We start from the raw sequence: 26,059 nt of genomic DNA, 5'->3' as shown, positions 1-26,059 counted from the left end.
AATTTCTAGTGTGATTTCTCATTCTTCGAAATGACAAAAACAAAACCCTGAATTCCTCTAATTCAGGGTTTTGTTTTTTATATCATCTATTGAAAAACATTTCATCTTTCATGTTTCATGTTTCATGTTTCACGTTTCATGTTTCACCCAAATCAAAAACTCCCCTCAGATCCCCCGCCACTAAAGCCACCTCCTCCAAATTCCATTGGAGAATCAGCTGGTTTTACTTCCGGTTTCATTCCGAATGTTGAAGCAATTATCAAGGCTTCTGCATTTAAAAAGTCGTTTGAGTTGGAGATTCTATCCGGTTTAAAAGTCAAACCTGTTTCTTTAGTTTTTAATTTCTTTATGGAGAAAAATGCTATTGCGAATAAAAGCAATCCTCCAAGTGTCAGCGCTACCTCTACTGGTAAAACCGAGTGATAAAATCGAAAGCTGTAAAAAGAAAAAGCAATGGCGATAAAACTGATCCACAGCATAATTCTGTCTTTATTCTTTAAAGCGAAAAACAAATAAAGGACAGGAACGGCGAATGTAAAAATCCAAAAGAAAAATGCTAACGGTATTTCGGGGCTTACATCATAATAAATTCCTGAGAGTGTTCCAGATAGCTCCCTTACCACCATATAATTTCCGGAAAGGTAAAAAAGAATCAAACTGATACTCTTTATTAAAACAATTCCTGAGTAATAAAAGGGTTCACTTAAATCTTTAAGCAATTTTCTACAAAAATAATACGTTCCTGCACCATACAATAGCATAAAAAAAGGTAAAATAGCCTGTCCGAATTCCAGAAATTCAAATATTGCATATCCCAATGTTACTGTTAATGCCAAGTAAAAAACCAATGCCGACAATAGATGTAAATAACGTAAATACAGTATAAATGAAACTACAGTAACAGCAATCATAATCGATAGTACATTTTCCCCTTCACTTAAAACCCCAATTGCGAGACCTGTATTTAAAAGAGTTCCTAAAATAAAGGCATCATCGAGTCCGTGATTATGATAGCCTTGTTTGGCTAAAAGTTCCGATCCTACAAAACCTATTGCAGCAAAAACAAACGGAAGAACTTTCCAATAGCTGTCTATACCAGAAAGTCCAAAAAGCGAAACTGCTCCGCATAACGACGCATATAAAAACGATCCCAATAAAAAGAAACCAATACGTACCAGAATATTTTTGTGACTGTTAAGTACAAGAAGTTCCTTTTTAATAAAATTGAACTGTTCTTTACCAATAAAACCTGCATTTTTTAATGCCTCTGCCTCTTCTGTTAAAGCCGAATTGTCTAATTTATTTTTGTCCAGTACAATCATAACGCAATTTCTTTATTGAAGTTTTTAATTAATTTAATGAACAAGACTATTGAACCAATGAAATAGGCCGGGATAGCTAAAACAAATATTTCCCAAATCTCCGAAAAATCAATATGTTCTAAAAAGCGGAACAATACTATATTGATTCCGATATAAGCATAGATAATCGTAAAAACAAACAATGAAATCGCTTTAACCTCATGACTTACTTTATAAAAATAAAAACAAGATGCGCCAAGTACAAAGGCAAATACGAACCAAATCCAATCAAAAACATCCAATAGATTACTGATTAAAGCGATACTAATCATATGCAAAGCAAAAGTTAGATAGATCAAATTAAAATGTGTTTTTAATTGAATTCTGGAGCTATAAATCGTCCATAAAATCAATAAACCTCCTAATACGATGGCAGAATAACTTAATCCTTGGTGGGAATAAAAATCGCTTGTAAGCAAATCCTGCGGCGTTACAGAAAACCCTACATAAGCTGCCAAACCTGTAATGGCAATAGTCAGAACACTTCTATTATCAAAATAATAAGCACAAAAGAAACTTACAATTGTGGGAACCAGGGTCGCCAAACCATAAGAGGTACCGAAAGGTTTGTATTGAAATTGTAAATAACCAATAAAAATACACGTCAGTATATTGGCTGCGAGCACCAAATATTCTAAAACAGGGTTTTCAAAACTTGTTTCGGATTTTTGGAATCCTTTTGAATTTTTAAAACAAAAATAGAAACAAACACCAATGGCAATCAACAATAGTGTCAAAATCGCAATATGGCCAATAGTATCAATATTTTTATAAATCAGGATTCCGATTCCAGATGTAAAAAGCAAAACTGATATGTATAAAAATACTTTTAATTCAGCATGTAACGAAAAAACACCCAAACTTCGGTACTCTTTTATCTGGTTGTGTTGTTCTTCCGTAATAAAGTTTTTCTCGAAAAGTTGCTGAGTTGCTTGTTCTTCTAATTGCGTCATACGTATAATTTAAAATAACTGATTACCAAATGTATGTATTTATGACGAACTTTCTGTCGCAGACAAAAGGTTTTACAAAAAAAGCGCTATTAAACCATAGTGCTTTTCTTCAATTTAGTTTTTACACTAAATTATTTTTGGATTTTAATATCCGTAACAATTCTAGGGTTAGAACCAACTCTGTGAACTGATTTCACATAGATAACTCCTTTTTTACCTGCTGCATTTTTAAATAAAACAACAAGAGGCAGTTTGCTGTCTGGAAATGAATTACCATCATTAGTAATAGTTAAACCATTTAAGTCTTCTCCTTTTTCTAATTTATTAAATTTATCAATTGTGAATTGATCTTTTATATCATTAATAAAATCAGTAGTAGTTCCTTTAGCAATACCATATTCTGCATCGTTAGGAGTTGTAAAGAAATTTAAAGAAAAACTTCCTCCGTAAAAAGCAATATCAATTTTCGGTAACGTAGCCGCATCAATCTGTGCTTTTTTGTATGATTTCCCTGTTTCAGTTGAAAAGAAACGTCCTGCATCAAAACCTTCTTCAGCATCTAAAGAAAAAGTTACATCCTTAAACGTTTTTAATGTAGCAGTATCAACAACTACATTTTCGTTTTCTTTCTCGTCACTTGAGCATCCGGTGAAAACAGCTCCGGAAATAAATAATAGTACAAAAGCAATCTTTTTGGTCATGTTTAACATTGTAATAATTTTTAAAATTTTGCACGAATATACAGGTAAAACAAGCCAATTATAAAGTTATTTTAACAAAATCTTTTTTACTTTTTTAACCATCAACTCAACTAGTAGAAAACGAGTATTTTACATTTATAAAATATAAAAAAATAAATTATTAACATTTCCTCTATAGAAATGATAGATTTATTTGTAAAAATAGCAATTTTAAATTCTAACACTTTATCTCATTTTCGTAAGATGTTTGCACAACGTGATTAAATTCAAAATTGCATAATCCAAACCTATATTTATCCTGTAAAACCTGTTTTTCTACATCATTATTTAATTAATTCATCTTCCATTATTTCATTAATCCAGACAAAACCAATAAAAAAAGGCTATCGAAATAAATCAATAGCCTTTCCTATTTTCTGAACAGTATCAAACCGGGACTTTAATAAGCGGCTTTCATTTTCGCTTTTATAGCGTCTAAGCACAAATTATTGATACTTCCTTCGTGTGTGTGTTTAGTCTCTTTTGGAGATTTGTAGGTTCCGGCCTCCAATTGTTCTGCAACAGCTTTGTAAGCATCTCTGAAAGGCATTCCGGCTACAACCATTTCGTTTAAAGTATCAACCGTAAACAAATAATCGTATTTTTTATCTTCTAAAATATGGTCTTTTACGGTAATATCTTTTATAGAGAAAATCGCAATATCCAGACAGGCTTTTAAGTTTTGAAGTGCAGGAAACAAACCTTCTTTTAGTAATTGTAAATCTCTGTGATAACCGCTTGGAAGATTGTTTGTGATCAAAGTAATTTCATAAGGTAACGCTTGAATCTTATTGCATTTCCCTCTTATTAATTCAAATACATCCGGATTTTTCTTGTGTGGCATAATACTCGAACCTGTTGTAAGATGGGACGGCAAACCAATAAAGTCAAAATTCTGACTCATGTACAAACAAACATCCATCGCAAATTTCGATAACGTTGCCGCTACACTGCTCATCGCAAAAGCTACTGTTTTCTCTGCTTTACCACGGCTCATTTGTGCTGCAACGGCATTGAATTTTAACGTTTCAAAACCCAATTCCTGTGTTGTAAAGGTTCGGTTAATTGGAAATGAACTTCCATAACCTGCCGCGGAGCCTAACGGGTTTTGGTCGACAATTTTTCCGGCCGCATTCAACATGGTTATGTCGTCGATCAAGCTTTCCGCGTAGGCGGAAAACCACATTCCAAAAGAAGAAGGCATTGCAATTTGCAAGTGTGTATAACCGGGCAATAATACATTTTGATGTTTCTCTGCAGATTCCATCAACAAATCAAAAAGTGTTTTTACCTGCTCTTTTAAGGCTTTTACTTCGTCCTTTAAATACAAATGCACATCAACTAAAACCTGATCGTTACGTGAACGTGCGGTGTGAATTTTTTTTCCTGCATCGCCTAATTTTACGGTTAGCAGGTATTCTATTTTGGAATGAACGTCTTCAAAACTATCTTCAATCACGAAGTTTCCTTTTGCGATATCAGTTATAATTTCATTTAAGGCATCCACCAAAGAAGTTGTTTCTTCTGAAGTTAATAATCCGATTTGCCCAAGCATTTTGGCATGTGCGATAGAACCTAATGCATCATATTTGGCAAGAACCAAATCCAGTTCTCTATCATTTCCAACCGTAAATTGCTCGATTTGTTTGTCGGTCGGTATTCCTTTTTCCCAAAGTTTCATAGACTATATATTTTTAAGAAAACCTAACCGATTTTAAAAACTTGTTAGGTTTATGTTTGCTTACTTATTTGACTTCTTTATTTTTAAAACTTCTCTGTCAAAATCAGAAATATAATCCCGATCTTGAATTATTCTAAATTTATCAAACTCAGATTCTGCTTTTATTTTTGCTTCCAATAATGAGATTTTACCATTGTCTAATAAAATCGGATAATTAGAAAGCTGAAGAAAATTATTTAAAAAAGTACTCCAATCTTCCATTTTCATCAACAACTGTCTTTTCGCATTATTTTCTGCTAAATCTAAATAAGCCGACACTATTCTGTTCAATTCCTGAATGTGATTTTCACTTAAATAATTTTTAGCAATTACAACATCTGCTTTTTGAATTTTCCCATCGGGAGCATCTTTCCACGTAGACAACCCCATATGCAATTTTGCTGCATCTGCTTCTGTATAAATAATCTCAGCAGCTGTTTTTCCTGAGATTGCCCAATGCAATTTATTCTGTACGGATGCGAAAAAAGCTCTGGTTTCTGATGCGCCTTTTTCATAATCCGCAGAAAGCGCATAAATGTCTGTTATCTTTTGATAAAATCTTCTTTCGGAAGATCTTATTTCTCTTATTTTCCCTAGTAATTCTTCAAAATAATCTTTGCCAAATGATGAACCGTTTTTCAACATTTCATCATTCAATACAAATCCTTTTATAATAAATTCTTTTAAAGTTTTGGTCGCCCAAATTCGGAACTGAGTTGCTTGTTTTGAATTGACACGGTAACCGACAGCGATTATAGCGTCTAGATTATAAAAATCAATCTCACGACTTACCTGACGATTTCCTTCTTTTTGAACAATCCGGATTTTCCGGTTAGTTGCGATTTTTTCTAACTCTTCCGAATTAAATATATTTTGAAGATGCTCATTAACAGTCCTAACGTCAACAGTAAATAATTCAGCAATAGCTTTTTGTGTCAACCAAAAATTCTCATCAATATAAGTCACTTCAACATTTATATTGGTGTCTGCTGTTTGATATAATAAAATAGGCTTTTGCATAATCGTTTTTGTTTATTAAAAATATTTTGATGACAGAACACTCAAATATTTTTGTATTGTTACTTCTAAGCTCAATAGAAATTATTCTTCGACTTCGCTCAGGATGAAAATATTACAATCTAAAAAAATCACTTAGTATTTTGATATACAAATCGACTCCTTCCTCAATTTCATTGATAAAGATAAATTCATCGGCTGAATGTGACCGTAGGGTTTCACCTGGTCCTAATTTTAACGATTGACAACTTAAAACCGACTGGTCTGAAAGGGTTGGCGAACCGTAAGTCGTTCTTCCTAAAGCGATTCCTGCCTGAACTAAACCATGTGTTACCGGAATAGACGAAGCATTTAAATGCATGGATCTTGGTGTAACTTCGGCGTTTACATTTGCTTTAACAACGTCAAGGATTTCGGTATTCGAATAACAGTCGGTTACACGAATATCTACCACCAAATCACATTCTGATGGCACCACATTATGCTGTTTTCCGGCACTAATCTGAGTTACAGTCATTTTTACAGGACCCAAAACCTCAGATATCTTGTCGAATTTATAGTTTTTAAACCACTCCATTACCGGAATTGATTTATAAATCGCATTATCATCATTCTGATGTGCAGCGTGACTTGCCGTACCTTTTACTTTAACATCCAGAACCAGTAAGCCTTTTTCAGCAACGGCCAACTGCATTAAAGTAGGTTCACCAACAATCGCACAGTCCAATTCCGGCAAATGTTTTAAGACGCTATTTAAGCCATTTTTACCGCTACTCTCTTCTTCTGCAGAAGCGACAATTACAATATTGTGTGATAAATTTTCGACAGCATAAAAATGCACAAAAGTCGCCAGTAAAGAAACCAGACAACCTCCGGCATCATTGCTTCCTAATCCGAATAATTTACCGTCTTTTTCAATCGCTTTAAACGGATCGTTGGTGTACGCTTGATTTGGTTTTACGGTATCGTGATGAGAGTTTAATAAAAGTGTTGGTTTATTTTTATCAAAATTTTTATTGAAAGCCCACACATTGTTGTTTTCTCTCTTAAAAGGGATTTCATTTTGATTGAACCAATTTTCAATTAAAAGAGCGGTTTGATCTTCTTCACTTGAAAAGGAAGGGGTTTCAATCAGGTTTTTCAATAAAACAATGGCTTCTTGGGTCAGCGTTTCTATATTTTTCATTTTTGTTTAGGTACTGAGGTACTATGGTTCTGAAGTTATAAGATGCAAAAATCTTAGTTTCTAAGAAACTTCGCAACTTTTTCTTTACAATATAATCGTGGTGTGCAGAACATCCGGGCTCTGCAACATCCTGTGATGTCCAATTTTAATTTTTTGAACACCTCTTGATAAACTATTAAAACAATTATCCAATTTAGGAATCATTCCGGAATGGATTACTTCTTCTGCTTTTAGCTTTGCATATAAAGCTTCATTTATTTCTGTAATTACAGACGTATCATCTTCAGAATCTAACAATACTCCTTGTTTTTCGAAACAATACGTAAGTGTTACATCGAAAACTTCAGCTAAGGCAATAGCTAATTCACTTGCAATTGTATCGGCATTTGTATTTAGTAATTGTCCCTTTTTATCGTGCGTAATGGCACAGAAAACCGGTACGATTCCACTTTGCAATAGTGTAGCCAACAATATTGTATTTACCTGTTTCACATCGCCCACAAAACCATAATCAATTGTTGGATGATTTCGTTTCTCCGACTGAATTAGATTTCCGTCAGCGCCTGAAAAACCGATTGCATTGTTGTCTTTTGCCTGTAATTGCGCTACAATATATTTATTAATCTGTCCGGCATAAATCATCACTGCAACATCGAGCATCGGAGCATCTGTAATGCGACGTCCTTCAATCATTTGAGGGACTAAACCAATACTTTGTGCCATTTTAGTAGCTGATTTTCCGCCTCCATGAACAACTACCTTGTATCCTTCAATTTTAGAAAAATCAGTCAAAAATTGTTCTAACTCGGTTGGGTTATCAATTATGTTTCCACCTATTTTTATTACGGTAACTTTTTTCATTTTTAGTTTCTAAGGAGCTAAGGTTCTGAGTCACTAAGCTCTTAGTATCTTAGACACTTAGAACCTTAGCAACTTTAAAATTACAATTTCTTCAAAATCTTCTGTAACACCAACTGTGCTGCGTACGTTCTGTTATTAGCTTGTTGAATTACGATTGAATTTTCACTATCTATAACTTCATCGCTTACAATTACATTACGACGTACCGGAAGACAATGCATGAATTTTCCGTTGTTGGTCAATGCCATTTTTTCAGTTGTAACAGTCCAGGATGGATCTATGTTGGTCACTTTTCCGTAATCGTTAAAATTACTCCAGTTTTTTACGTAGACAAAATCAGCATTTTCGAAAGCCTTATTTTGGTCGTATTCTATTTTGCAGTCTTTTGTAATTTCGGGGCTTAATTCATAACCTTCCGGATGTGTAATTACAAAATCCATTTCCTTTTGCAATTGCATCATTTCTACAAATGAATTGGCCACTGCTTGTGGCAGAGCTTTAGGGTGTGGTGCCCAAGATAGTACTACTTTAGGTTTATGCTCAGTTTTGTACTCTTCCATCGTAATGGCATCTGCTAAAGATTGCAAGGGATGACGAACAGCACTTTCCATATTTACTATTGGCACCGTTGCATGTTTTATAAAACCTGAAATAACGGTTTCCGAATAATCTTTTTCTTTGCTCTCCAATCCAGCAAAAGCACGAATAGCAATAATATCACAATATTGAGAAACAACTTCTGCTGCTTCTTTGATATGCTCGGAAGCACCTGAATTCATTACGGCTCCATCTTCAAATTCCAAAGTCCAGCCTTCGTTGGTAAAGTTCATTACCATCACATTCATTCCCAAATTTAGTGCTGCTTTTTGGGTGCTCAAACGCGTTCTTAAACTCGGATTAAAGAATAACATTCCTAACGTTTTATTCTTCCCTAAACTTTGATTTTTAAGTGGACTTTTTTTAATTTTTAAAGCACTTCTTACCCATTTTGATAATGAGCTACTATCTTGAATTGAAATATAATTCATAATTTTTTATTTAATCGGTTAATTGTTGAACTGTTTAACCGATTTCTCAATTAAACAAATTTAACATCTATACATTCTAAAAAACAGCATTGAATACTTCCGTTTTAATCCATTACCCAAATTAACGATTAAACCGTTAAACATTTCTAAACTATCTTAGTAAACGGAATTTCATTTTTTAAGGCTTTCAAAATAAAATTATCTTCTAATCCGTTAATGATCCAGGTTTCAATATTGGCCGCCTTTGCAATTCCGGCTGCTTCAATTTTAGATTGCATCCCTCCCGTTCCATGTGAAGACTTAGATTCTCCAATTTCTTTTTCTAAAAGCTTTAAATCTTCTACTAATTTTATGGTTTCCGGAATTTTATTATGAATAGAATCCTTCGTATAAATTCCGCTTGTATTGGTTGCAATAATCAGAATATCAACATTTAGAAGTACTGCTGTCAAAGCGGCCAATTTATCATTATCCCCAAACTGAATCTCATCTGTCGCAACAGTATCATTTTCATTGATAATCGGAATATAATTGTTCTCGACCAAAACATTTATTGTATTGACAATATTGACTTTGGACTGTTCCTTCTCAAAATCAGAATACGAAAGCAGACATTGCGAAGTCAACAAACCCAAATCGCTGAAATTCTCATGAAAAATCCGCATTAAATGGGGCTGCCCAATCGAAGCCAGAGCTTGTTTTACAATAATTTCTTTGCCTTTACTTTCGAGTTTTACAAACTGTTTCGCTGCTGCAATAGCTCCGGAGCTTACAATTACAAACTCATACTCTTTGTTTAAAGCCGCAATCTGCATTCCGATATCTTCAATTTTTCCTCTCGAAATATGATTGGTTTCTTTTGTCAGCGTATTGCTTCCAATTTTCAATAAAATTCTTTTTTTCTTCATTTTTTTAAAGTCTCTAAGATGCTGAGTTGCTAAGATGTTGAGTTTTGAAAAATCAAAAATCTTTTAATCATAAAGGGCACAAAATTTTAAAATAAAATTCCAAATTTTTAAATTCCAAATTCCAATTCTAACGTCGGCAATTCAAAATCAACAATCTAAAATCTAAAATCACCTAACCTGTCCTTCACCATAAATATACCACTTATTGGTTACAAGATGCTGTAAGCCAATTGGTCCTCTTTGATGCAATTTATCTGTGCTTATGGCTAATTCCCCACCTAAACCTAGCTGTCCACCGTCTGTAAAACGTGTTGAGGCATTTTGATAAACGGCGGCTGCATCTACATTCTCCATGAATTCCTGAGCAACAGCGGTATTTCTGGTTATAATTGAAGCGGAATGTCCACCGCAATATTTATTTATTTTTTCGATGGCATGGTCTTCCGAATCGATGGTTCCAATTACAATTTTATAATCTAAAAACTCTTCGTACCAAATATTCTCCTCTTTTAGAAGGGTTGTATTTTTAAACGTAGCTAACGTTTTATCTGCAATAATTTCCACATTAGATTCTATCAAATCCTCGATTAACAAAGCAACAAAACCTTCAAAATTCGGCAATCTGGAATCTATCAGTACCTTATCGAGCGCATTACAAGCCGAAATTTTAGACGTTTTGGCATTCATAATTACCTTCAGCGCCATATCGGTATCCGCTTCTTTATGAACGTAAACGAAGTTGTTTCCACGTCCGCTTACAATTACAGGGCAAGTCGCATGTGCTTTTACAAACTCAATTAACTTTTCTCCACCACGAGGGACAATTAAGTCTACTTTCTGTGTTGGTTTTTCTAAAAAAGCTTGTGTTTCAGTTCTATTAAAATTCAAGTATTCCACCCAATCTTTCGAAACTTGATTTTCCTCTAAAGCCTGATGCCATAAGCTCACAATTTTCAAATTAGACTGCAATGCTTCTTTTCCACCTTTTAATAAAATTTTATTTCCGGATTTGAAAGCGATTCCACCCGCTTCGATGGTTACGTCCGGACGAGATTCGTAAATAATTAATATTGTACCAAATGCTGCTGTTTTATTAATCACCTTGATTCCGTTATCATGCTCAAAATGAAATCGTTCTACTCCAACCGGGTCATCTTGTGCGGCTAATTGGCTCAACGATAAAATCATTTCATCAATCTTTTTATCATCTACTTTTAGGCGCTCTTCCATGGCAAGATCGGAACCGTCGTACGCCAGTAAATCAGCCTGATTGGTTAGAATAATTTGGTTTCTTTCCTGCTCAACAAGCTTTGCCATTGACAGTAAAACCAAATTCCGCTTTTCGATTGCTAATTGATGGTTCATAATTTTATAGTTGGTTGGTTTTTGTTTCGTTAAATAGGAACTTATTTAAACCTGACGGGTTTTGGAAACCCGTCAGGTTTGTTTTATATATTAAAAAAATTAATTTTTAAGTTCTTCTAAACTTTCTTTTAAAGCTACAATAAAAGTATCTATATCTGCTTTTTTAACGGTTAACGGAGGTAGAATTCTCAACAAATTCTTATTGTTTGCGCTTCCGGTAAAAATATGTTTCTCGATAATTAATTTCTTTCTTAATGCGGCAACGTCAAAATCAAATTCAATTCCAAGCATTAATCCTTTTCCTTTAATTTGTTTGATACCCGGAACTTGTTTGATTTGTTCTGAAAAATAAGCCGAAACTTCGTTTACATTCTTCTGTAAATCCAATTTTTCAATTACATCCAGAACGGCAATTCCAGCGGCACAAGACAAGTGGCTTCCGCCGAAAGTAGTTCCTAACAGACCAAAACTTGCTTCAAATTTTGGCGAAATTAAAATAGCTCCAACCGGAAAACCATTCCCCATTCCTTTTGCTACCGAGATAATATCCGCATTAATTCCGTGATGTTGAAAGGCAAAAAACTTTCCGCTTCTTCCATATCCGGATTGTACTTCGTCTAAAATCAAAACAACATCGTGTTTTTTACATGCTTTTTCTAAAGCCTGAAAAAAGGCTGTTGTTCCTTCGTCTAAACCTCCAACCCCTTGAATTCCTTCAATAATTACACTCGAAACATCTCCTTTTTGAAGTTCTGCTTCTACTAATTCAATTTGATTTAAAGGAAGAAAAGTAACTTCCTGCTGCGCATTTATTGGCGCTACAATTTTTTTATTGTCTGTAACCGCAACAGCTGCAGAAGTTCTTCCGTGGAATGAATTATGAAAAGCTACAACTCTGGATTTTCCATTGTGGAACGAAGCTAATTTCAAAGCATTTTCATTCGCCTCGGCTCCCGAACTGCATAAAAATAACTCATAATCTTCTAATCCTGAAAGTTTTCCGAGTTTTTGAGCCAGTTCAACTTGCAAAGGATTCTGAATGGCATTGGAGTAAAACCCCAAATGATCCAATTGATTTTTCAATTTAGCAACATAATCAGGTTGTGTGTGTCCAATAGAAATCACACCGTGACCACTGTATAAATCTAAGTATTCTATACCGTTTTCATCTGTAATGGTACAATCTATTGCTTTTACAGGAGTAATATTATATAGGGGGTAAACGTTAAATAAGTTCATCTCTTTTTTGTTTAACGTTTCAGGTTTCAGGTTTCAAGTTACGTGCTGGACGTGAAACTTGAAACTTAAAACCTGAAACAAATTTTTTCTAAAATCCGCTTGGTTTCAAATGTAAACCTGTGGTTTCTTCTAGTCCAAACATCAAATTCATGTTTTGAATCGCTTGTCCGGAAGCACCTTTGGTTAAGTTATCAATAATAGAGGTGATTAAAACCCGATTTCCTTTTTTCAATATACTAATGATGCATTTATTGGTTTGTACTACCTGTTTCATATTGATATTGGTTGTTGTTACCGTTACAAATGGCTCATTTTTATAGAAATCTTCATATTTAGCAACCAAATCTTCTAAACTTTCTTCTGAACTTGTATATAAAGTAGCAAAAATTCCTCTTGTAAAATCCCCTCTGTTCGGAACAAAAATCAACTCGTCTGAAAAATCAGATTGCAATTGCGCCACACTTTGATTGATTTCTCCCAAATGCTGATGTTCAAAAGCTTTATAATGTGACATATTATTGTTTCTCCAACTAAAATGCGAAGTATCTGCTAATCCAACTCCGGCACCAGTACTTCCGGTTGTGGCATTAATATGAACGTCTTCTTTTAATAAATTATTTTTCGCTAAAGGCAATAAGGCTAACTGAATAGCAGTTGCAAAACAACCCGGGTTTGCAATATAATTTGCCTTTTTTATGGCTGCTTTATTCAATTCAGGCAATCCGTACACGAATTGTTTTCCTTCAAAATCAGCCTCTTTGGTTAATCTAAAATCATTTCCTAAATCGATGATTTTAGTGTGACTTGCGAATTTATTTTCTTTCAAAAACGAAATAGATTTCCCGTGTCCAAGGCATAAAAAAACAACGTTTACATCCGGATTAATTTGATCTGTAAAATTCATTTCGATATCCCCCATCAAATCGTGGTGTGCCACAGAAAGCGGTTTCCCAGCATTGGTTGTACTGTAAACAAAATCCAAGTTTACGTTGGGATGATACATTGCTATTCTAATGAGTTCGCCGGCTGTGTAGCCCGAACCACCAATTATTCCAACATTAATCATGATCTAAATGGTTTACAGATGAAAATATGTTTTGAGCGTTTCCTAAAATCTTAATAAATCCTTTTGCATCATCAGACGTCCAGGCATTATTCATTTCGCCATACTGACCAAAACCAGTGTTCATTAGATCATTTTCAGATTCAATTCCGTCAAGCGAAAAATGATACGGTTTTAAAGAAACGGTTACTACTCCGTTGACCGTCTTTTGGGTGTCTTGCAAAAAAGTTTCGATATTTCTCATCACGGGATCCAGAAATTGGCCTTCGTGAAACAACATTCCGTACCAGTTTCCTAGTTGTTCCTTCCAGTATTGCTGCCATTTCCCCAGCGTATGTTTCTCTAATAAATGGTGTGCTTTGATAATAATTAACGGTGCAGCTGCTTCAAAACCTACTCTTCCTTTAATTCCGATAATGGTATCACCTACGTGAATGTCTCTTCCGATGGCATAGGCATTTGCCAGTTTTTCCAGCGCAACAATATTATTTGACGGTTTGTCTGTTTTACCATTAACCGCTACTAATTCGCCTTGTTCAAAATGTAACGTTACTTTTTCTTCACCTTCTTTTTGCAATTGTGAAGGATAGGCATCACCAGGCAATGGCTGACTTGAAGTTAGTGTCTCTTTTCCTCCAACACTTGTTCCCCAAAGTCCTTTATTAATCGAATATTGGGCTTTTTCCCAAGAATAATGAACGCCATTTTTGGACAAATAATCGACTTCTTCTTGTCTCGAAAGTTTTAAATCTCTAATTGGAGTTATAATTTCAATTTCCGGAGCGATGGTCTGGAAAATCAAATCAAAACGAATTTGATCATTTCCTGCACCTGTACTTCCATGTGCGATGGCACTTGCTCCTACTTTTTTAGCATATTTTATAGCTTCAATAGCCTGAAAAACACGCTCTGCACTCACTGATAGTGGATAGGTATTGTTTTTTAATACGTTTCCAAAAATCAAATATTTTATAGCTTTATCATAATATTTATCTACAATGGTTAGGTTGGCGTGTTGTGCACTTCCTAATTCGTAGGCTCTTTTTTCAATAGCTGACAATTCTTCTGCATCAAATCCTCCTGTATCTACAAGCACGGTATGAACTTCGTATCCTTTTTCGTTTTTTAAATATTTCAAACAATACGAGGTATCTAATCCTCCGCTATAAGCTAATACAACTTTTTTCATAATGTTACTTTTTTAAAAATAAGGCTTGTTTAATGGTTCTCAGTCTATTAAGAACTTTTTCGTTAAAAGGGTGTCTTGGTGGTGTTTTTTGTTTCTCTTTTGGATCGTACAACATACCGGTACAAAGACACATTTTGTTATCTTTACTTTGCAAAATTTCGTAATTCGTACAGGTTTTACAACCCGCCCAAAAACTTGGATCTGTTGTAAGTTCCGAGAAAGGAACCGGTTTATAACCCAAATCTGAGTTGATTTTCATTACAGCCAATCCTGTGGTAATACCAAAGATTTTAGCGTCCGGATATCTTTCCAGCGAGTAATCAAAAACTTTTGATTTTATCTTTTTGGCTAAACCTAAACTTCTGTAATCGGGGTGCACAATTAAACCGGAATGTGCCACGAATTTCCCGTGTTGCCAGCTTTCGATATAACAAAAACCTGCAAACTTTCCATCCGCCAGAGCAATCATTGCATCTGCATTTGACATTTTTTTCTGAATGTACTCAGGAGTTCTTTTAGCAATCCCTGTACCTCTTAACAAGGCTGATGATTCTATCGTATCGCAAATTTCCTGCGCATACTTAAAATGTTCTTCCTGAGTTACAACAATAGAGATCTTCATTTCAATAATTGAAGTTAGAGTTAAAAATTAAAACGTATTGTTTAGTTTGAAATCCAGAAATCAATCCAATAAAAGTAAGCAAAATAAAGATAACCCCTTCTAAATCAAAAAGTTGATTATGAGGCAATTTTAAACAATAGGTGCTTTTAGGATAGGTTTGTCCAATGGACAAAGTATGTGATTTCAAAATGAAAAATGAATAGAAATAAATACGCGACGAAAAACTCAGTGGCTACTATACAGATAGTGTCCGCACTTCGGGAGAAGTACTAGGTGAGTTTGTCCGTGACAAAGAAGTTGTATTTAAACTTATTTTATTCATCGATGCAAAAGTACACTATTTTTTTATTCACAAAACAAAAAATTTAAATTCTAACATTTTTTTAATGCTTTGTTATTTTTGGACATAAAAAAACCCGATAGTATTTAATAACTATCGGGTAATAAACATTTTACTGTTTTCTATTCTATTTCTTAGTAAACGGTATTACTTGTCCATTTCCTAAAACAGTCATATCTAATCCGGTTTTAGCTTCGTTAAATTTGAATTTTAATCCTGCTCTTTTTGATTCAAATGTATCTTTTTCATCAGCTACAGCTTTAACAGAAAACTTAGGAAAGTTTGTAATTTCAGCGCTTAAAGTACCGTTTTTCTCTGTAAAATCAATTGTTAACGGAGCGTTTTTAGTGGTATAAGTTCCTAAATATCCGTCTAACACAATGTCTTTCTCTATTACACCTTTTCCGGCTGTCCAAACATTATTACTTTCTGTATGATCAGGAAAAACGTGATCCGGATCTAATGTAATGCTTTCAATTTCTTCAGTAGAATTGTGTTTGAATGACCAATCCTTATTACGTTGCCAAATTTCAACCGGCAATTTAACTCTTGTTACTTTTCCGCTTTTTGTTTTCACATCTAAAACAATTGGCATCGGCATTTTATCAAAATTCTCTACTGAAATAATCACTCCTTTTGCAGGATTGTTTTTCACATATTTAATACTGTTGATACCTTGGTCAAAACGCCAGTTATTTACGAACCAGCTTCTCCAGAACCAACTTAAATCTTCTCCTGCAACATTTTCAATTGTTCTGAAAAAGTCATCCGGAGTCGGGTGTTTAAAAGCCCAACGCTCTACATAAGTACGCAATGCTTTGTCAAAACGCTCTTCACCTAAAACTTGCTCTCTCAAAATTGACAGACCTGCAGCTGGTTTAAAGTAACATAATGTACCAATATTACCCTCCTTCATATTGTCAGGAGAACTCATAATAGTTTCTAAATCAGGACTGGTTAAATCTTCTGCACCTTCGTGCATGTCAATCGCTTTTTGCTTGTATTCTCCGTTATTAAAATCAAAAGAACTAACCGAGTTTATAAAAGTATTAAAACCTTCATCCATCCAGGCAAATAAACGCTCATTAGAACCTACAATCATAGGAAACCAAATGTGTCCGAATTCGTGATCTGTAACTCCCCATAAATCATCTCCTTTAGATTTCCATCCGCAGAAAACAATACCCGGATATTCCATTCCGCCCTCATTTCCTGCAACATTTGTTGCTGCCGGATAAGGATATTCAAACCATCTTTTAGAATAATTTTCTATCGATGCTTTTACGTATTCGGTAGAACGTCCCCAAGCATCATTCCCGTTACTTTCAACCGGATAAGCAGATAGAGCCAATGATTTTTTACCACTTGGCAAGTTTATTTTTGCACCGTCTAAGATAAAAGCCGCTGAAGATGCCCATGAAAAATCACGTGAATTTTTGATTTGATAATGCCAGGTTTTTTCTCCTGTTGCATTTGTGTTTGCTGTTGCAGCCACTTCTTCTGCTGAACGAATCATAACCGTTTTATCACTTTGAGAAGCCTCTTTATAACGTTTAAATTGTGCTGCAGGAAGTACTTCAGCACCATTTAACAACTCACCCGAACCAACAACATAATGGTTGGCAGGAGCTGTAATTTTCACATCAAAATTACCATACTCTAAATAAAACTCTGAAGCTCCTAAATAAGGCGCCGTATTCCAACCTCTTACGTCATCATACACACACATACGTGGGTACCATTGTGCGATGGTAAAAATTTTACCGTTTTTAGTTTCTAAAACCCCCATTCTGTCAGATCCTTCAAAAGGAGCAATAAACGAGAAGTCAATTTTAATCTTTATAGAACCTCCCTTTGAAGCCAATGCTTCCGGAAGAAAAATTTGCATTCTGGTGTCTGTTACAATATATTTTGCAACCGTTTCCGTTTTATTCTTTCCTCCTGAAATAATTTTTACTGATTTAATTTTATTTCCACCATCAAAAACCTGTCCCTGAGCACCATTACGACTTCCTGTTAAAGGCACTACAGCATTTCCTCTTGAACTTTCGTTGAATAAATTCTGATCCAGATTCAACCAAACAAATGACAACTTATCCGGACTATTATTCGTATATGTAATTTCATCTGTCCCAACAAGTTCATTTGTTGTTCCGTTTAATTTTACCGTTAACTGATAATCTGCCCTGTTTTGCCAGTATTCAACCCCTGGCTGACCACTTGCAGAGCGGGTTGGTGTACCATTTTTAGTGTAGAAATGCGGTGCAAACGCATCATGGTAGTTATAATTATTAACTGGATTTGCTGCTGTTGCAGGTGGCGTTGTTTGCGCCCAAGCAGAAGAAATCCCAACAAACAAAGCCGCGGTTAACAAGGCTTTTGAGGAATGCTTTTTCATATTTTTTAGCTGTTTATCTAGCAAATTAATGAAAAAAAAAGCTATTTAAAGAGAAAAAATAAGGCTATGATTCATTTTTAGCAAAATTTTAGCAAAAAAATATTTTAAGTCTATAATCCGAAAAAATAAAATTTATAAAATATATTTACATTCTATTAAAACTAACTTATTTCAATTATTAGATTTTGACTACAACAATCTCAAATTCCTACTTAAAAGCTTCTATCAAACATGCCGGAGCTGAATTATTCTCTATCCAAGACCATCAAAATAAAGAATATATCTGGGAAGCTAATCCTTCGTTTTGGGGCAAGCACTCACCGGTTCTTTTTCCTATTGTAGGAACTTTAAAGAACAACACTTACACGATTGATGGAAAAGAATACCACTTATCGAGACATGGTTTTGCTCGTGATATGGAATTTCAGTTAGTTGATCACACAGAAGACAGTGCTACTTTTTCATTAAGTTCAAATGCAGAAACGTTGCAAAAGTTTCCTTTTAATTTTGAATTACAACTTATTTATACCCTAAAACAAAAAGAACTAACACTATCCTATAAAGTAATTAATACCGAAGCTACCCGAATTCCTTTTTCAATAGGCGCCCATCCGGCCATTGCATTACCGAATGATTTTGAAACGTATTCTTTTGAATTTGAAAAAGAAGAGGTTTTAAAATACAATTTACTTGAAAATGATTTGATTTCGAATACAACCAAAACATTGGAAACTACTTCTAATTTAGTTCCTTTAAGTTACAAACTATTCGAAAACGATGCTTTGGTTTTTAAAACCCTCGAATCTAATTCTCTGACCATTCTTGAAAATTCTAAGCCTTATGTCAAAGTTAATTTCGAAGATTTCCCCAGTTTAGGTATCTGGACAAAAGAAAAAGCTCCGTTTATTTGCATTGAACCTTGGTTTGGTTACTCTGACACCGTAGAAAACTCCGGAGACTTATTCGAAAAAGAAGGCATTTTAATCTTAGATGCCCACCAAACATTCCAGTCGAAATTTAGTATTCAAATATTATAACAACAACACTATGTTAGAATTTAATTTTACACCGTTCCCAGTCATAGAAACGGAACGTTTGCTTTTAAGAAGAATCAACAATGATGATGCAAACGAAGTTTTTGAACTACGTTCGAATCCCGAAACAATGAAGTTTATTCCAAGACCACTGGTAAAAGATACCGAAGATGCGCTTGAACATATCGCTATGATGGAAGACAAAATTGTAACAAATGTTGGCATAAACTGGGGGATTACCTTAAAAGATAGTTCAAAATTGCTTGGCATTATTGGTTACTACAGATTACAACCTGAGAATTACCGTGCTGAAATCGGTTATATGCTGGCTCCGGAATATCATGGAAAAGGGATTATTCCCGAAGCAGTAAACAGACTCATTAGATATGGTTTTGATGATTTAAAGCTACATTCTATTGAAGCGATTATTGATCCTGAAAATTTTGCTTCAGAAAAAGTATTGCACAAATGTGGTTTTGTTAAAGAGGCTCATTTAAAAGAAGCCGAGTTTTATGACGGCCGTTTTTTAGATAAAGTAATCTACTCACTACTAGATAATTAAATTTTTATCCCGTTTTATAATACAAAATAAAACTTGTTAAAAGTATTTTTCACACAACACCAGGCGTAATGTTGCGTTATATTTGCATTCAAAATAAGTAATTGGAGCTTATTTTATACCGCGAAAAACTATTTTATGAAAAACATTTTAATTCTCTTTGTTCTTTTCTTTTCTGTACAATTACAAAGTCAGACTTATCTAAAATTTAACGGTGCAACAGCACTTATTGGGGTTCCAAATGTTGGAATAGAGACCAGCATAGGCGAAAAAGTCACTTTTAGTGTCGATGTGATGGCTTCTTTTTGGGAATCTTTCAACGGACACCATCCGATGAAATTTGTAACTTTAACACCGGAAGTTCGTTATCATTTTAAAGAAAAATACAATGGTTTCTATGTAGGTGGCCATATCGGACCGGATATGTACGAAATTCAAAAATGGAATTATTGGGATACCAATAAATACGAAAAAGGATTTGGCTATCGCATGGGGGTTACCGTAGGATACAATATCAAAATAAACGACAAATTCTTGCTGGATGTTTTTGCCGGAGCTGGTTGGCACCAAGGATTTTATCACGGTTATTACAATGACGGAAGACCTGGCAGATACGAAAAAGCTAAAAACTGGAACAAAAGTGGAGAATGGCTTCCGTATCGTGGAGGTGTTATGCTTTCTTATAAACTAAATTAATTCTCAGGAAATTTAGAGAGTGATTTAATATACAACTCTTCTACCTTTTTTCGGGCCCAATCTGTTTTTCTCAAAAAAGTAAGGCTAGATTTTATACTGGGATTGGAAGTAAAACTTTTAATGGGAATCAACTCTCCTAAAGTATCAAAACCGTAATAGTCAACCAATTTTTCGACTATTGCTTTAAGTGTAATTCCGTGTAAAGGGTCTTTAGATTGATTTTGCATTTGGTAGTTTTAAAGAATAATTTTCTCAATAATCAATATTCGATTATTTCGACAAAAATAAATAATTAAAAACCGTTACAATATGTTTTGTAACGGTTTTTAATTTTATTTTAGTTTCCAGAAAATCTGTCTCTAATTCTGCAAGCCATTTTTTTAATACCAGATTCGATACATAAGCTTTCATGAATCAGCTGCAAAAGTTAGGGATTAGAAAAAAATGCAAAAAATAGAAACACTCCCCTTAATCGATCCATAATACTTTTCAATATAAAAAATCCGTTTTTATCAGCGTTTTTGCCATTACAAATCCGCATAATCCGCGTCCATTTCTGCATAATATAAAGATGTTGCCACCTAATTTCATACACGGATAAAACAGATTCATTATCAAGAAGACACCGGTTTAAAAGGATTTAAAATTCTTTCTATAAAAATTTAAACAGGGACTTAGCTAAGTTTTTATTTCCCCACAACTTTTTGAACTTGATCCTTATTTCAGCAAGTAACGCAAAGCAACCCTAAAATGAACTTACATCACTTATATGGTTTAAATACACCTTTACTTAATCCCAACTCTTGCACTCGATCAGCTTTTATTGTCGAACCAATCAGCACAATACCAGACAATGCTGCCTTTTTTTTCAGAATTTAAGCTTATAACAGAATTTCTCTTTAAAAAATACCAAAATCACCAATCAAAAAAACACATTAATTATCTTTAATTTTATTAAAGTATTTCATTTTTATTTACATTTGCAACCTATGTTAAAATCAGTCAATATACTTAATAAAAGAGCTCGGTTTGATTACGAAATAATCGACACTTACACTGCCGGAATTGTTTTATCGGGCACTGAGATCAAATCTATTCGTTTAGGAAAAGCCAATATTACCGAAAGTTTTTGCGAATTCAGTGGTATAGAGCTTTTTGCGATTAATACTTACATTGAAGAATATACGTTTGGAAATCAATTCAATCATAAATCAAGAAGCGAGAGAAAATTACTTTTAAATAAAAAAGAGTTAAAAACACTTCATAAAAATGTACAGGCAAAAGGTCTGACGATTGTTCCTTTAAAATTATTCACTAACGAAAAAGGACTTGCCAAACTACAAATCGGTCTTTGTAAAGGAAAGAAAAACTACGACAAGCGAGAGTCTCTTAAAGAACAAGACACGAAACGCGATCTGGACCGAATTAAAAAAGCTTACAACTAAAAATAACTTCTTCATAAAGAATTGTTTTTTAATATTTTATACTTAGATTTACGATAACACTAACTTTAATTATAAAATATGAGAAAATACTTATCATTATTAGTTATTTTATTTCTTGCAAGTTGCAGCAGTAATACTGTAATTGTGAGCAGTTGGAGAGACCCTAAAATTACCGTTGCTCAGGAGCACTTTAAAAAAGTTCTGGTTGTTGCTTTAGTAAAAGATGAGGCTTCGAGAAGAACTACAGAAAACAGAATTGCAGCCAGCAATCCCGTCTTTAAAACTTCGTACCAATACATGAATGGTACCAACTTACATTTAACCAAAGAACAGCAACTAAAAATTTTACAAGACGAAAATTTTGATGGTGTTATCACAATGCGTTTAGTAAGCAAAGAAAAAGAAACCAGTTATGTTCCGGGAACTTATACCGGAATGTATTACGGAGGTTTTGACGGTATGTACACCGGCATGTACGGGTATGGTTTTGGAAACTGGTACGGTATGTACTCTCCAAATTTCTACGATCCGGGTTACTATCAGGAAACTACTTCTTATATGGTTGAAACCAATATTTTCTCCCTAAAAGACAACAAACTGATCTGGACCGGAACTACAAAATCGGAGTATGTTACCGACTTAGGACAAACTGTAGACGCAATCATGCAGGCTGCTGTAAAAGAAATGAGAAAAGACGGCTCTCTGCCTCCAAAATAAAAGTCACAAAACAATACTTAAAAAGGCAATATTTCTGATATTGCCTTTTTTGCTTTTAAACGAATGACTAAATTTGTCAAGACACTTACCAACCTTGCTAATGAAAACACTTCTTAAAAATGCCCGAGAACAAAAAGGACTAAAAACACGTGAAGTAGCTCAAATTCTAAGCATTGATCAGGCTTTGATAAGCAAATTTGAAAGTGGAACACGAAGACCAACCAAAGAACAAGTTTCTAAACTATCCCAACTACTAGAGATTGATTACGAAACCATAATGGTGGCATGGTTAAAAGAAAAAATACTTTACGAAATTGAGAACGAAGAATTCGCCCTCAAAGCTTTATTACTTGCCGAGCAGGAAATTCAGAACAACAGAAAAGAAATTAACTCTGTTATTTTATCTTCCCTTCAAGTCTCTTTAGATGAAATTGAAATCCTGAAAAATCAAATTCAATCCTTTAATCCTTTCGAAACACGACAAATTTCGAGGGCCCTGGAGTTGGATTTTATTTTTAAAAGCATTCGTTTTAACGGAAACTCACTAACATTAGAAGAAACAAAGTCTATCATTAACGAAGGATTGACAATTGCCGGTAAAAGCATGCAGGAACAACTTGAAGCCATTAATTTACAGGAAACCATATCCTACATTAAAGCTTTAATTCAGAAAAAAACTCCTTTAAACGAAAAGGAATTTCTTGCGATACACAGCCTACTCTTCAAAGGAATCAAACCCGAAAATTCCGGAAAATATAAAAACGATGCAATTACGGCACGTGAAATAAATTTACTTTTTAATTGGCTTGATACTCATAAAAACACGTTGCATCCACTGGTTCTGGCTGCCGAAACTCATTTAAAAATAACGAGCATCAGTCCTTTTGAACACGGAAACCTGCAAATGGCCAGCTTAACACTCAATTGGATCTTATTGCAGCACCATTACGTTTATGCCGGTACTGATAGTAATGAAGAAAGCATTGCTGAATATGTATCCGTTTTAGAGCACAGTCAACAGACAAAAGACACTTCAATTTTCACTAATTATATCCTCCGAATTGAAAAAGAAAACCTTGTTCGCGCTATTGAATTGGTTTCAAAATAAAAGCCCGCTTAAACGGGCTTCAATTTTAATTTTTATCTTCTAATAAAGGTACAAATCTAAATTCTCCAAACTCATGTTTTTCAAATTGTGTTTCATTTTTACGAATCAATAAAGTCATAATCTGAACATCTTCTCCCAACGGAATAACCAATCTCCCTCCTATTTTTAACTGTGCCATAAGTGGTTGCGGAATAAACGGAGCACCTGCCGTTACAATAATGCTATCAAACGGAGCAAAATTTGGCAATCCTTTATAACCATCTCCAAAAGATAAATGTTTAGGGCGAATGTTCAATTTTGGAAATAAATTTGAAGTCGTTTTAAACAACTCATTTTGTCTTTCTACACTAAAAACTTTGGCTCCCAACATACACAAAACAGCGGTTTGATATCCTGATCCTGTACCGATTTCCAGAATTTTATGTTCCTTTTTAACTTCTAATAACTGTGATTGAAAAGCAACAGTATAAGGCTGTGAAATAGTTTGCCCTGCCCCTATAGGAAATGCTTTGTCCTGATAAGCATAATCTTCAAAACTGGAATTAAGAAAAAGGTGTCTTGGAATTTTTTTAATCGCTTCCAAAACTGCTTTATCGGTTATTCCTTTCTGTTCTAAAGTGCTTACTAACTGATTACGAAGTCCTTGATGTTTGGCAGTATCTTTCAAAATGGGTCTGTTTATTTTTGGCAAAAATAAGAAAACAAATCATCAATTATCAACTACTTTTCAACCAATTAATCTCTATTTTTGATTAAAGACCTAATCCTTATGAATACTAATATTTTATAAAAAAAATTATACTCGCTCTTTCTCTGTTTTTGTCTGTGTTAGGTATAATTGGTTCCTTTATTTTTGTGTTTCTTGATTTTGAAAGCCTTTCTGCAATTATGGACCTACTGCTCTTTTCTGTTCGTCCCTATACATTCTCGGGATTGAGTATTTACATTCCCAGACACCAAATTGCAGGAAAGCTAGAATACAGCACCATCTCTCTCGGGCTTGTCAATTTATTTTTTTACCTCTCCTTTCTAACAGGCGCTGTTATTTATTATTTTTCGAATTTGAATCCATCTACAAAACTACACCGGCAAAATTCTTAACCGATTGTTATGTAACTGACAACGAAGGAAACTCCCCTACTTTCCCGGTGCTTTTAAAACGAAGTTTATATCGATTAATTCCTCTTGAAAGTCTTTCTTTCTTAGTCGGCAAAAATCTGCATGATACCTATTCAGCCACCTGCGTCCTCAATAAAAAAAGAAATCCTAAAGTAGAAAAACGTTACTTACAATTTTTAGGAACTGCCTTCCTACTCGTTTTAGTAATCTATTTCTTTAGCGAACACTAAAGACTTTACTGTTAACCATTTAAAACTTATAAAAGTGTAGAAAAAACTAAAATGTACATTTAATGAATAAATCGCTAAATCTTTAATACATTAACTTTTACTTTTAACGAAATAAATTATATTTTTGTTTAAAATACATTATCATGTTAAAAGTGGGAGTTTTAGGTGCTGGTCATCTGGGTAAAATACATTTACGTTTATTACAACAATCTGACAAGTACGAATTAGTTGGATTTTACGACGAAAATCAAGAGAATGCCGAACGAATTTCAAAAGAATTTGGCTACACTAACTTCAGTACTATTGCAAAATTAATCCATGCTGTTGATGTAATCGATATTGTAACCCCAACATTATCGCATTACAAATGTGCCAAAGTCGCTATCAAATCAGGAAAACATATCTTTATAGAAAAACCTATTGCCAATACAGTTGAAGAAGCGGAAGAAATTATCGCTTTGGCAAAAGAATACAATGTAAAAGGGCAAGTAGGTCACGTTGAACGCTTTAATCCGGCGTTTATTGCAACCAAAAATATGATCGAAAATCCGATGTTTATAGAAACACATCGTTTAGCCGAATTTAATCCGCGTGGTACAGATGTTCCGGTGGTTCTGGATTTGATGATTCACGATATTGATGCTATTTTAAGCGTTGTAAATTCAAAAGTAAAAAACATCAATGCAAGCGGCGTTTCTGTAATTAGCGAAACTCCGGATATTGCAAATGCCCGAATTGAATTTGAAAACGGTTGTGTTGCCAACTTAACAGCAAGCCGAATTTCAATGAAAAACATGCGTAAAACACGTTTTTTTCAAAGAGATGCCTACATTTCAGTTGATTTCTTGGAGAAAAAATGTGAAGTAGTCCGCATGAAAGACGCTCCAGAAGTTCCGGGAGATTTTGATATGATTCTGCAAAATGCCGAAGGTGTAAAAAAGCAAATTTATTTCACCAATCCTGATGTCGAGCAAAACAACGCCATTTTAGACGAACTGGAATCTTTCGCCAATGCGATCAGTACAGATACCACGCCCGTAGTAACACTGGAACAAGCTACCGATGCATTACGTGTAGCCTATCAGATTATTGAATGCTTTGACAAATAGTACAAAATATAACTAACCTAATCATTTAAGGTTTAAAGTTGGAAAAAAGGCC

Annotated in this window: 24 protein-coding genes; 7 read left to right on the top strand and 17 right to left on the bottom strand. The window is 34.3% G+C overall.

All coding sequences use genetic code 11. The features are described from left to right. Positions 1-152: 152 nt before the first annotated feature. From LNP23_RS14460 to LNP23_RS14390, 15 genes are all read right to left on the bottom strand, one after another. The gene (locus LNP23_RS14460; RefSeq protein WP_230001729.1) at positions 153-1,322 is read right to left on the bottom strand and encodes a hypothetical protein; all 1,170 of its coding nucleotides are present in this window, start codon (positions 1,320-1,322) and stop codon (positions 153-155) included. Continuing rightward, positions 1,319-2,314 carry a DUF2157 domain-containing protein gene (locus LNP23_RS14455; protein ID WP_230001728.1) on the bottom strand — a complete coding sequence of 332 codons (996 nt, stop codon included), beginning with the start codon at positions 2,312-2,314 and terminating at the stop codon, positions 1,319-1,321. Before LNP23_RS14455 ends, LNP23_RS14460 begins: the two co-directional genes overlap by 4 nt. 131 nt (positions 2,315-2,445) lie before the next feature. Next, a complete protein-coding gene (locus tag LNP23_RS14450; RefSeq protein ID WP_230001727.1) occupies positions 2,446-3,015 on the bottom strand; it encodes a hypothetical protein in 570 nt (189 codons plus the stop codon). Between the two features lie 439 nt (positions 3,016-3,454). After that, on the bottom strand, positions 3,455-4,735 hold the full coding sequence (argH, locus tag LNP23_RS14445; RefSeq protein ID WP_230001726.1) for an argininosuccinate lyase: 1,281 nt from the start codon (positions 4,733-4,735) through the stop codon (positions 3,455-3,457). Between the two features lie 60 nt (positions 4,736-4,795). Further along, positions 4,796-5,794, bottom strand: coding sequence for a virulence RhuM family protein (locus LNP23_RS14440; RefSeq protein WP_047776379.1), 999 nt, complete (start codon positions 5,792-5,794; stop codon positions 4,796-4,798). A 112-nt stretch (positions 5,795-5,906) separates the two neighbouring features. Next, complete coding sequence (locus tag LNP23_RS14435) at positions 5,907-6,977, bottom strand: M20 family metallo-hydrolase (protein WP_230001725.1); 1,071 nt, start codon at positions 6,975-6,977, stop codon at positions 5,907-5,909. 84 nt (positions 6,978-7,061) lie between these two features. Further along, complete coding sequence (argB, locus tag LNP23_RS14430; protein WP_230001724.1) at positions 7,062-7,838, bottom strand: acetylglutamate kinase; 777 nt, start codon at positions 7,836-7,838, stop codon at positions 7,062-7,064. Between the two features lie 80 nt (positions 7,839-7,918). Beyond that, on the bottom strand, positions 7,919-8,866 hold the full coding sequence (locus LNP23_RS14425; protein WP_230001723.1) for an N-acetylornithine carbamoyltransferase: 948 nt from the start codon (positions 8,864-8,866) through the stop codon (positions 7,919-7,921). A gap of 146 nt (positions 8,867-9,012) precedes the next feature. Then, on the bottom strand, positions 9,013-9,774 hold the full coding sequence (proB, locus tag LNP23_RS14420; protein WP_230001722.1) for a glutamate 5-kinase: 762 nt from the start codon (positions 9,772-9,774) through the stop codon (positions 9,013-9,015). A gap of 168 nt (positions 9,775-9,942) precedes the next feature. Then, the gene (locus tag LNP23_RS14415) at positions 9,943-11,139 is read right to left on the bottom strand and encodes a glutamate-5-semialdehyde dehydrogenase (protein ID WP_230001721.1); all 1,197 of its coding nucleotides are present in this window, start codon (positions 11,137-11,139) and stop codon (positions 9,943-9,945) included. Between the two features lie 99 nt (positions 11,140-11,238). After that, positions 11,239-12,378 (bottom strand): aspartate aminotransferase family protein, encoded by a 1,140-nt coding sequence (locus LNP23_RS14410; protein WP_230001720.1) that lies wholly within the window; start codon positions 12,376-12,378, stop codon positions 11,239-11,241. 88 nt (positions 12,379-12,466) lie between these two features. Continuing rightward, the gene (argC, locus tag LNP23_RS14405; protein WP_230001719.1) at positions 12,467-13,444 is read right to left on the bottom strand and encodes an N-acetyl-gamma-glutamyl-phosphate reductase; all 978 of its coding nucleotides are present in this window, start codon (positions 13,442-13,444) and stop codon (positions 12,467-12,469) included. Beyond that, on the bottom strand, positions 13,437-14,630 hold the full coding sequence (locus tag LNP23_RS14400; protein ID WP_047776362.1) for an argininosuccinate synthase: 1,194 nt from the start codon (positions 14,628-14,630) through the stop codon (positions 13,437-13,439). Before LNP23_RS14400 ends, argC begins: the two co-directional genes overlap by 8 nt. 4 nt (positions 14,631-14,634) lie before the next feature. Continuing rightward, a complete protein-coding gene (locus tag LNP23_RS14395; protein ID WP_230001718.1) occupies positions 14,635-15,252 on the bottom strand; it encodes a GNAT family N-acetyltransferase in 618 nt (205 codons plus the stop codon). Between the two features lie 467 nt (positions 15,253-15,719). Next, positions 15,720-17,990, bottom strand: a complete 2,271-nt coding sequence (locus LNP23_RS14390; protein WP_230001717.1) for a M1 family metallopeptidase — start codon at positions 17,988-17,990, stop codon at positions 15,720-15,722. Between the two features lie 185 nt (positions 17,991-18,175). Here LNP23_RS14390 and LNP23_RS14385 point away from each other — a divergent pair, with 185 nt between their 5' ends. The 3 genes from LNP23_RS14385 (at position 18,176) to LNP23_RS14375 (ending at position 20,279) form a co-directional block, all read left to right on the top strand. Next, the gene (locus LNP23_RS14385; protein WP_230001716.1) at positions 18,176-19,027 is read left to right on the top strand and encodes an aldose 1-epimerase family protein; all 852 of its coding nucleotides are present in this window, start codon (positions 18,176-18,178) and stop codon (positions 19,025-19,027) included. Positions 19,028-19,037: 10 nt separating this feature from the next. After that, positions 19,038-19,586, top strand: a complete 549-nt coding sequence (locus LNP23_RS14380; RefSeq protein ID WP_047776354.1) for a GNAT family N-acetyltransferase — start codon at positions 19,038-19,040, stop codon at positions 19,584-19,586. A 135-nt stretch (positions 19,587-19,721) separates the two neighbouring features. After that, complete coding sequence (locus tag LNP23_RS14375; RefSeq protein ID WP_047776352.1) at positions 19,722-20,279, top strand: DUF3575 domain-containing protein; 558 nt, start codon at positions 19,722-19,724, stop codon at positions 20,277-20,279. Here LNP23_RS14375 and LNP23_RS14370 read toward each other — a convergent pair. After that, complete coding sequence (locus LNP23_RS14370) at positions 20,276-20,506, bottom strand: VF530 family protein (protein WP_230001715.1); 231 nt, start codon at positions 20,504-20,506, stop codon at positions 20,276-20,278. The genes LNP23_RS14375 and LNP23_RS14370 overlap by 4 nt on opposite strands. 762 nt (positions 20,507-21,268) lie before the next feature. On the opposite strand from LNP23_RS14370, the gene smpB reads away from it, so the two are divergent. The 3 genes from smpB (at position 21,269) to LNP23_RS14355 (ending at position 23,549) form a co-directional block, all read left to right on the top strand. Next, positions 21,269-21,724, top strand: a complete 456-nt coding sequence (smpB, locus tag LNP23_RS14365) for an SsrA-binding protein SmpB (protein ID WP_047776350.1) — start codon at positions 21,269-21,271, stop codon at positions 21,722-21,724. Between the two features lie 78 nt (positions 21,725-21,802). Continuing rightward, positions 21,803-22,441 carry a DUF4136 domain-containing protein gene (locus LNP23_RS14360; RefSeq protein WP_047776345.1) on the top strand — a complete coding sequence of 213 codons (639 nt, stop codon included), beginning with the start codon at positions 21,803-21,805 and terminating at the stop codon, positions 22,439-22,441. A gap of 100 nt (positions 22,442-22,541) precedes the next feature. Further along, on the top strand, positions 22,542-23,549 hold the full coding sequence (locus LNP23_RS14355) for a helix-turn-helix domain-containing protein (protein ID WP_230001714.1): 1,008 nt from the start codon (positions 22,542-22,544) through the stop codon (positions 23,547-23,549). Positions 23,550-23,574: 25 nt separating this feature from the next. Here LNP23_RS14355 and LNP23_RS14350 read toward each other — a convergent pair whose 3' ends face one another. Then, complete coding sequence (locus LNP23_RS14350) at positions 23,575-24,216, bottom strand: protein-L-isoaspartate(D-aspartate) O-methyltransferase (RefSeq protein WP_047776342.1); 642 nt, start codon at positions 24,214-24,216, stop codon at positions 23,575-23,577. 825 nt (positions 24,217-25,041) lie between these two features. Between LNP23_RS14350 and LNP23_RS14345 the strand changes: the two genes are divergently transcribed. Beyond that, the gene (locus LNP23_RS14345; RefSeq protein ID WP_047776338.1) at positions 25,042-26,007 is read left to right on the top strand and encodes a Gfo/Idh/MocA family protein; all 966 of its coding nucleotides are present in this window, start codon (positions 25,042-25,044) and stop codon (positions 26,005-26,007) included. Positions 26,008-26,059: the final 52 nt, after the last annotated feature.

Origin of the sequence: Flavobacterium cupriresistens, from assembly GCF_020911925.1 — a bacterium.
GTDB lineage: Bacteria > Bacteroidota > Bacteroidia > Flavobacteriales > Flavobacteriaceae > Flavobacterium > Flavobacterium cupriresistens.
The sequence above is the reverse complement of the archived record's forward strand: the minus strand, read 5'-3'. Positions and strand labels throughout refer to the sequence as shown.

Bases quoted from the DNA above. Each gene is read 5' to 3' on its own strand.
- LNP23_RS14460 (WP_230001729.1), bottom strand. From the start codon at position 1,322: ATGATTGTACTGGACAAAAATAAATTAGACAATTCGGCTTTAACAGAA.
- LNP23_RS14455 (WP_230001728.1), bottom strand. From the start codon at position 2,314: ATGACGCAATTAGAAGAACAAGCAACTCAGCAACTTTTCGAGAAAAAC.
- LNP23_RS14450 (WP_230001727.1), bottom strand. From the start codon at position 3,015: ATGACCAAAAAGATTGCTTTTGTACTATTATTTATTTCCGGAGCTGTT.
- argH (WP_230001726.1), bottom strand. From the start codon at position 4,735: ATGAAACTTTGGGAAAAAGGAATACCGACCGACAAACAAATCGAGCAA.
- LNP23_RS14440 (WP_047776379.1), bottom strand. From the start codon at position 5,794: ATGCAAAAGCCTATTTTATTATATCAAACAGCAGACACCAATATAAAT.
- LNP23_RS14435 (WP_230001725.1), bottom strand. From the start codon at position 6,977: ATGAAAAATATAGAAACGCTGACCCAAGAAGCCATTGTTTTATTGAAA.
- argB (WP_230001724.1), bottom strand. From the start codon at position 7,838: ATGAAAAAAGTTACCGTAATAAAAATAGGTGGAAACATAATTGATAAC.
- LNP23_RS14425 (WP_230001723.1), bottom strand. From the start codon at position 8,866: ATGAATTATATTTCAATTCAAGATAGTAGCTCATTATCAAAATGGGTA.
- proB (WP_230001722.1), bottom strand. From the start codon at position 9,774: ATGAAGAAAAAAAGAATTTTATTGAAAATTGGAAGCAATACGCTGACA.
- LNP23_RS14415 (WP_230001721.1), bottom strand. From the start codon at position 11,139: ATGAACCATCAATTAGCAATCGAAAAGCGGAATTTGGTTTTACTGTCA.
- LNP23_RS14410 (WP_230001720.1), bottom strand. From the start codon at position 12,378: ATGAACTTATTTAACGTTTACCCCCTATATAATATTACTCCTGTAAAA.
- argC (WP_230001719.1), bottom strand. From the start codon at position 13,444: ATGATTAATGTTGGAATAATTGGTGGTTCGGGCTACACAGCCGGCGAA.
- LNP23_RS14400 (WP_047776362.1), bottom strand. From the start codon at position 14,630: ATGAAAAAAGTTGTATTAGCTTATAGCGGAGGATTAGATACCTCGTAT.
- LNP23_RS14395 (WP_230001718.1), bottom strand. From the start codon at position 15,252: ATGAAGATCTCTATTGTTGTAACTCAGGAAGAACATTTTAAGTATGCG.
- LNP23_RS14390 (WP_230001717.1), bottom strand. From the start codon at position 17,990: ATGAAAAAGCATTCCTCAAAAGCCTTGTTAACCGCGGCTTTGTTTGTT.
- LNP23_RS14380 (WP_047776354.1), top strand. From the start codon at position 19,038: ATGTTAGAATTTAATTTTACACCGTTCCCAGTCATAGAAACGGAACGT.
- LNP23_RS14375 (WP_047776352.1), top strand. From the start codon at position 19,722: ATGAAAAACATTTTAATTCTCTTTGTTCTTTTCTTTTCTGTACAATTA.
- LNP23_RS14370 (WP_230001715.1), bottom strand. From the start codon at position 20,506: ATGCAAAATCAATCTAAAGACCCTTTACACGGAATTACACTTAAAGCA.
- smpB (WP_047776350.1), top strand. From the start codon at position 21,269: ATGTTAAAATCAGTCAATATACTTAATAAAAGAGCTCGGTTTGATTAC.
- LNP23_RS14360 (WP_047776345.1), top strand. From the start codon at position 21,803: ATGAGAAAATACTTATCATTATTAGTTATTTTATTTCTTGCAAGTTGC.
- LNP23_RS14355 (WP_230001714.1), top strand. From the start codon at position 22,542: ATGAAAACACTTCTTAAAAATGCCCGAGAACAAAAAGGACTAAAAACA.
- LNP23_RS14345 (WP_047776338.1), top strand. From the start codon at position 25,042: ATGTTAAAAGTGGGAGTTTTAGGTGCTGGTCATCTGGGTAAAATACAT.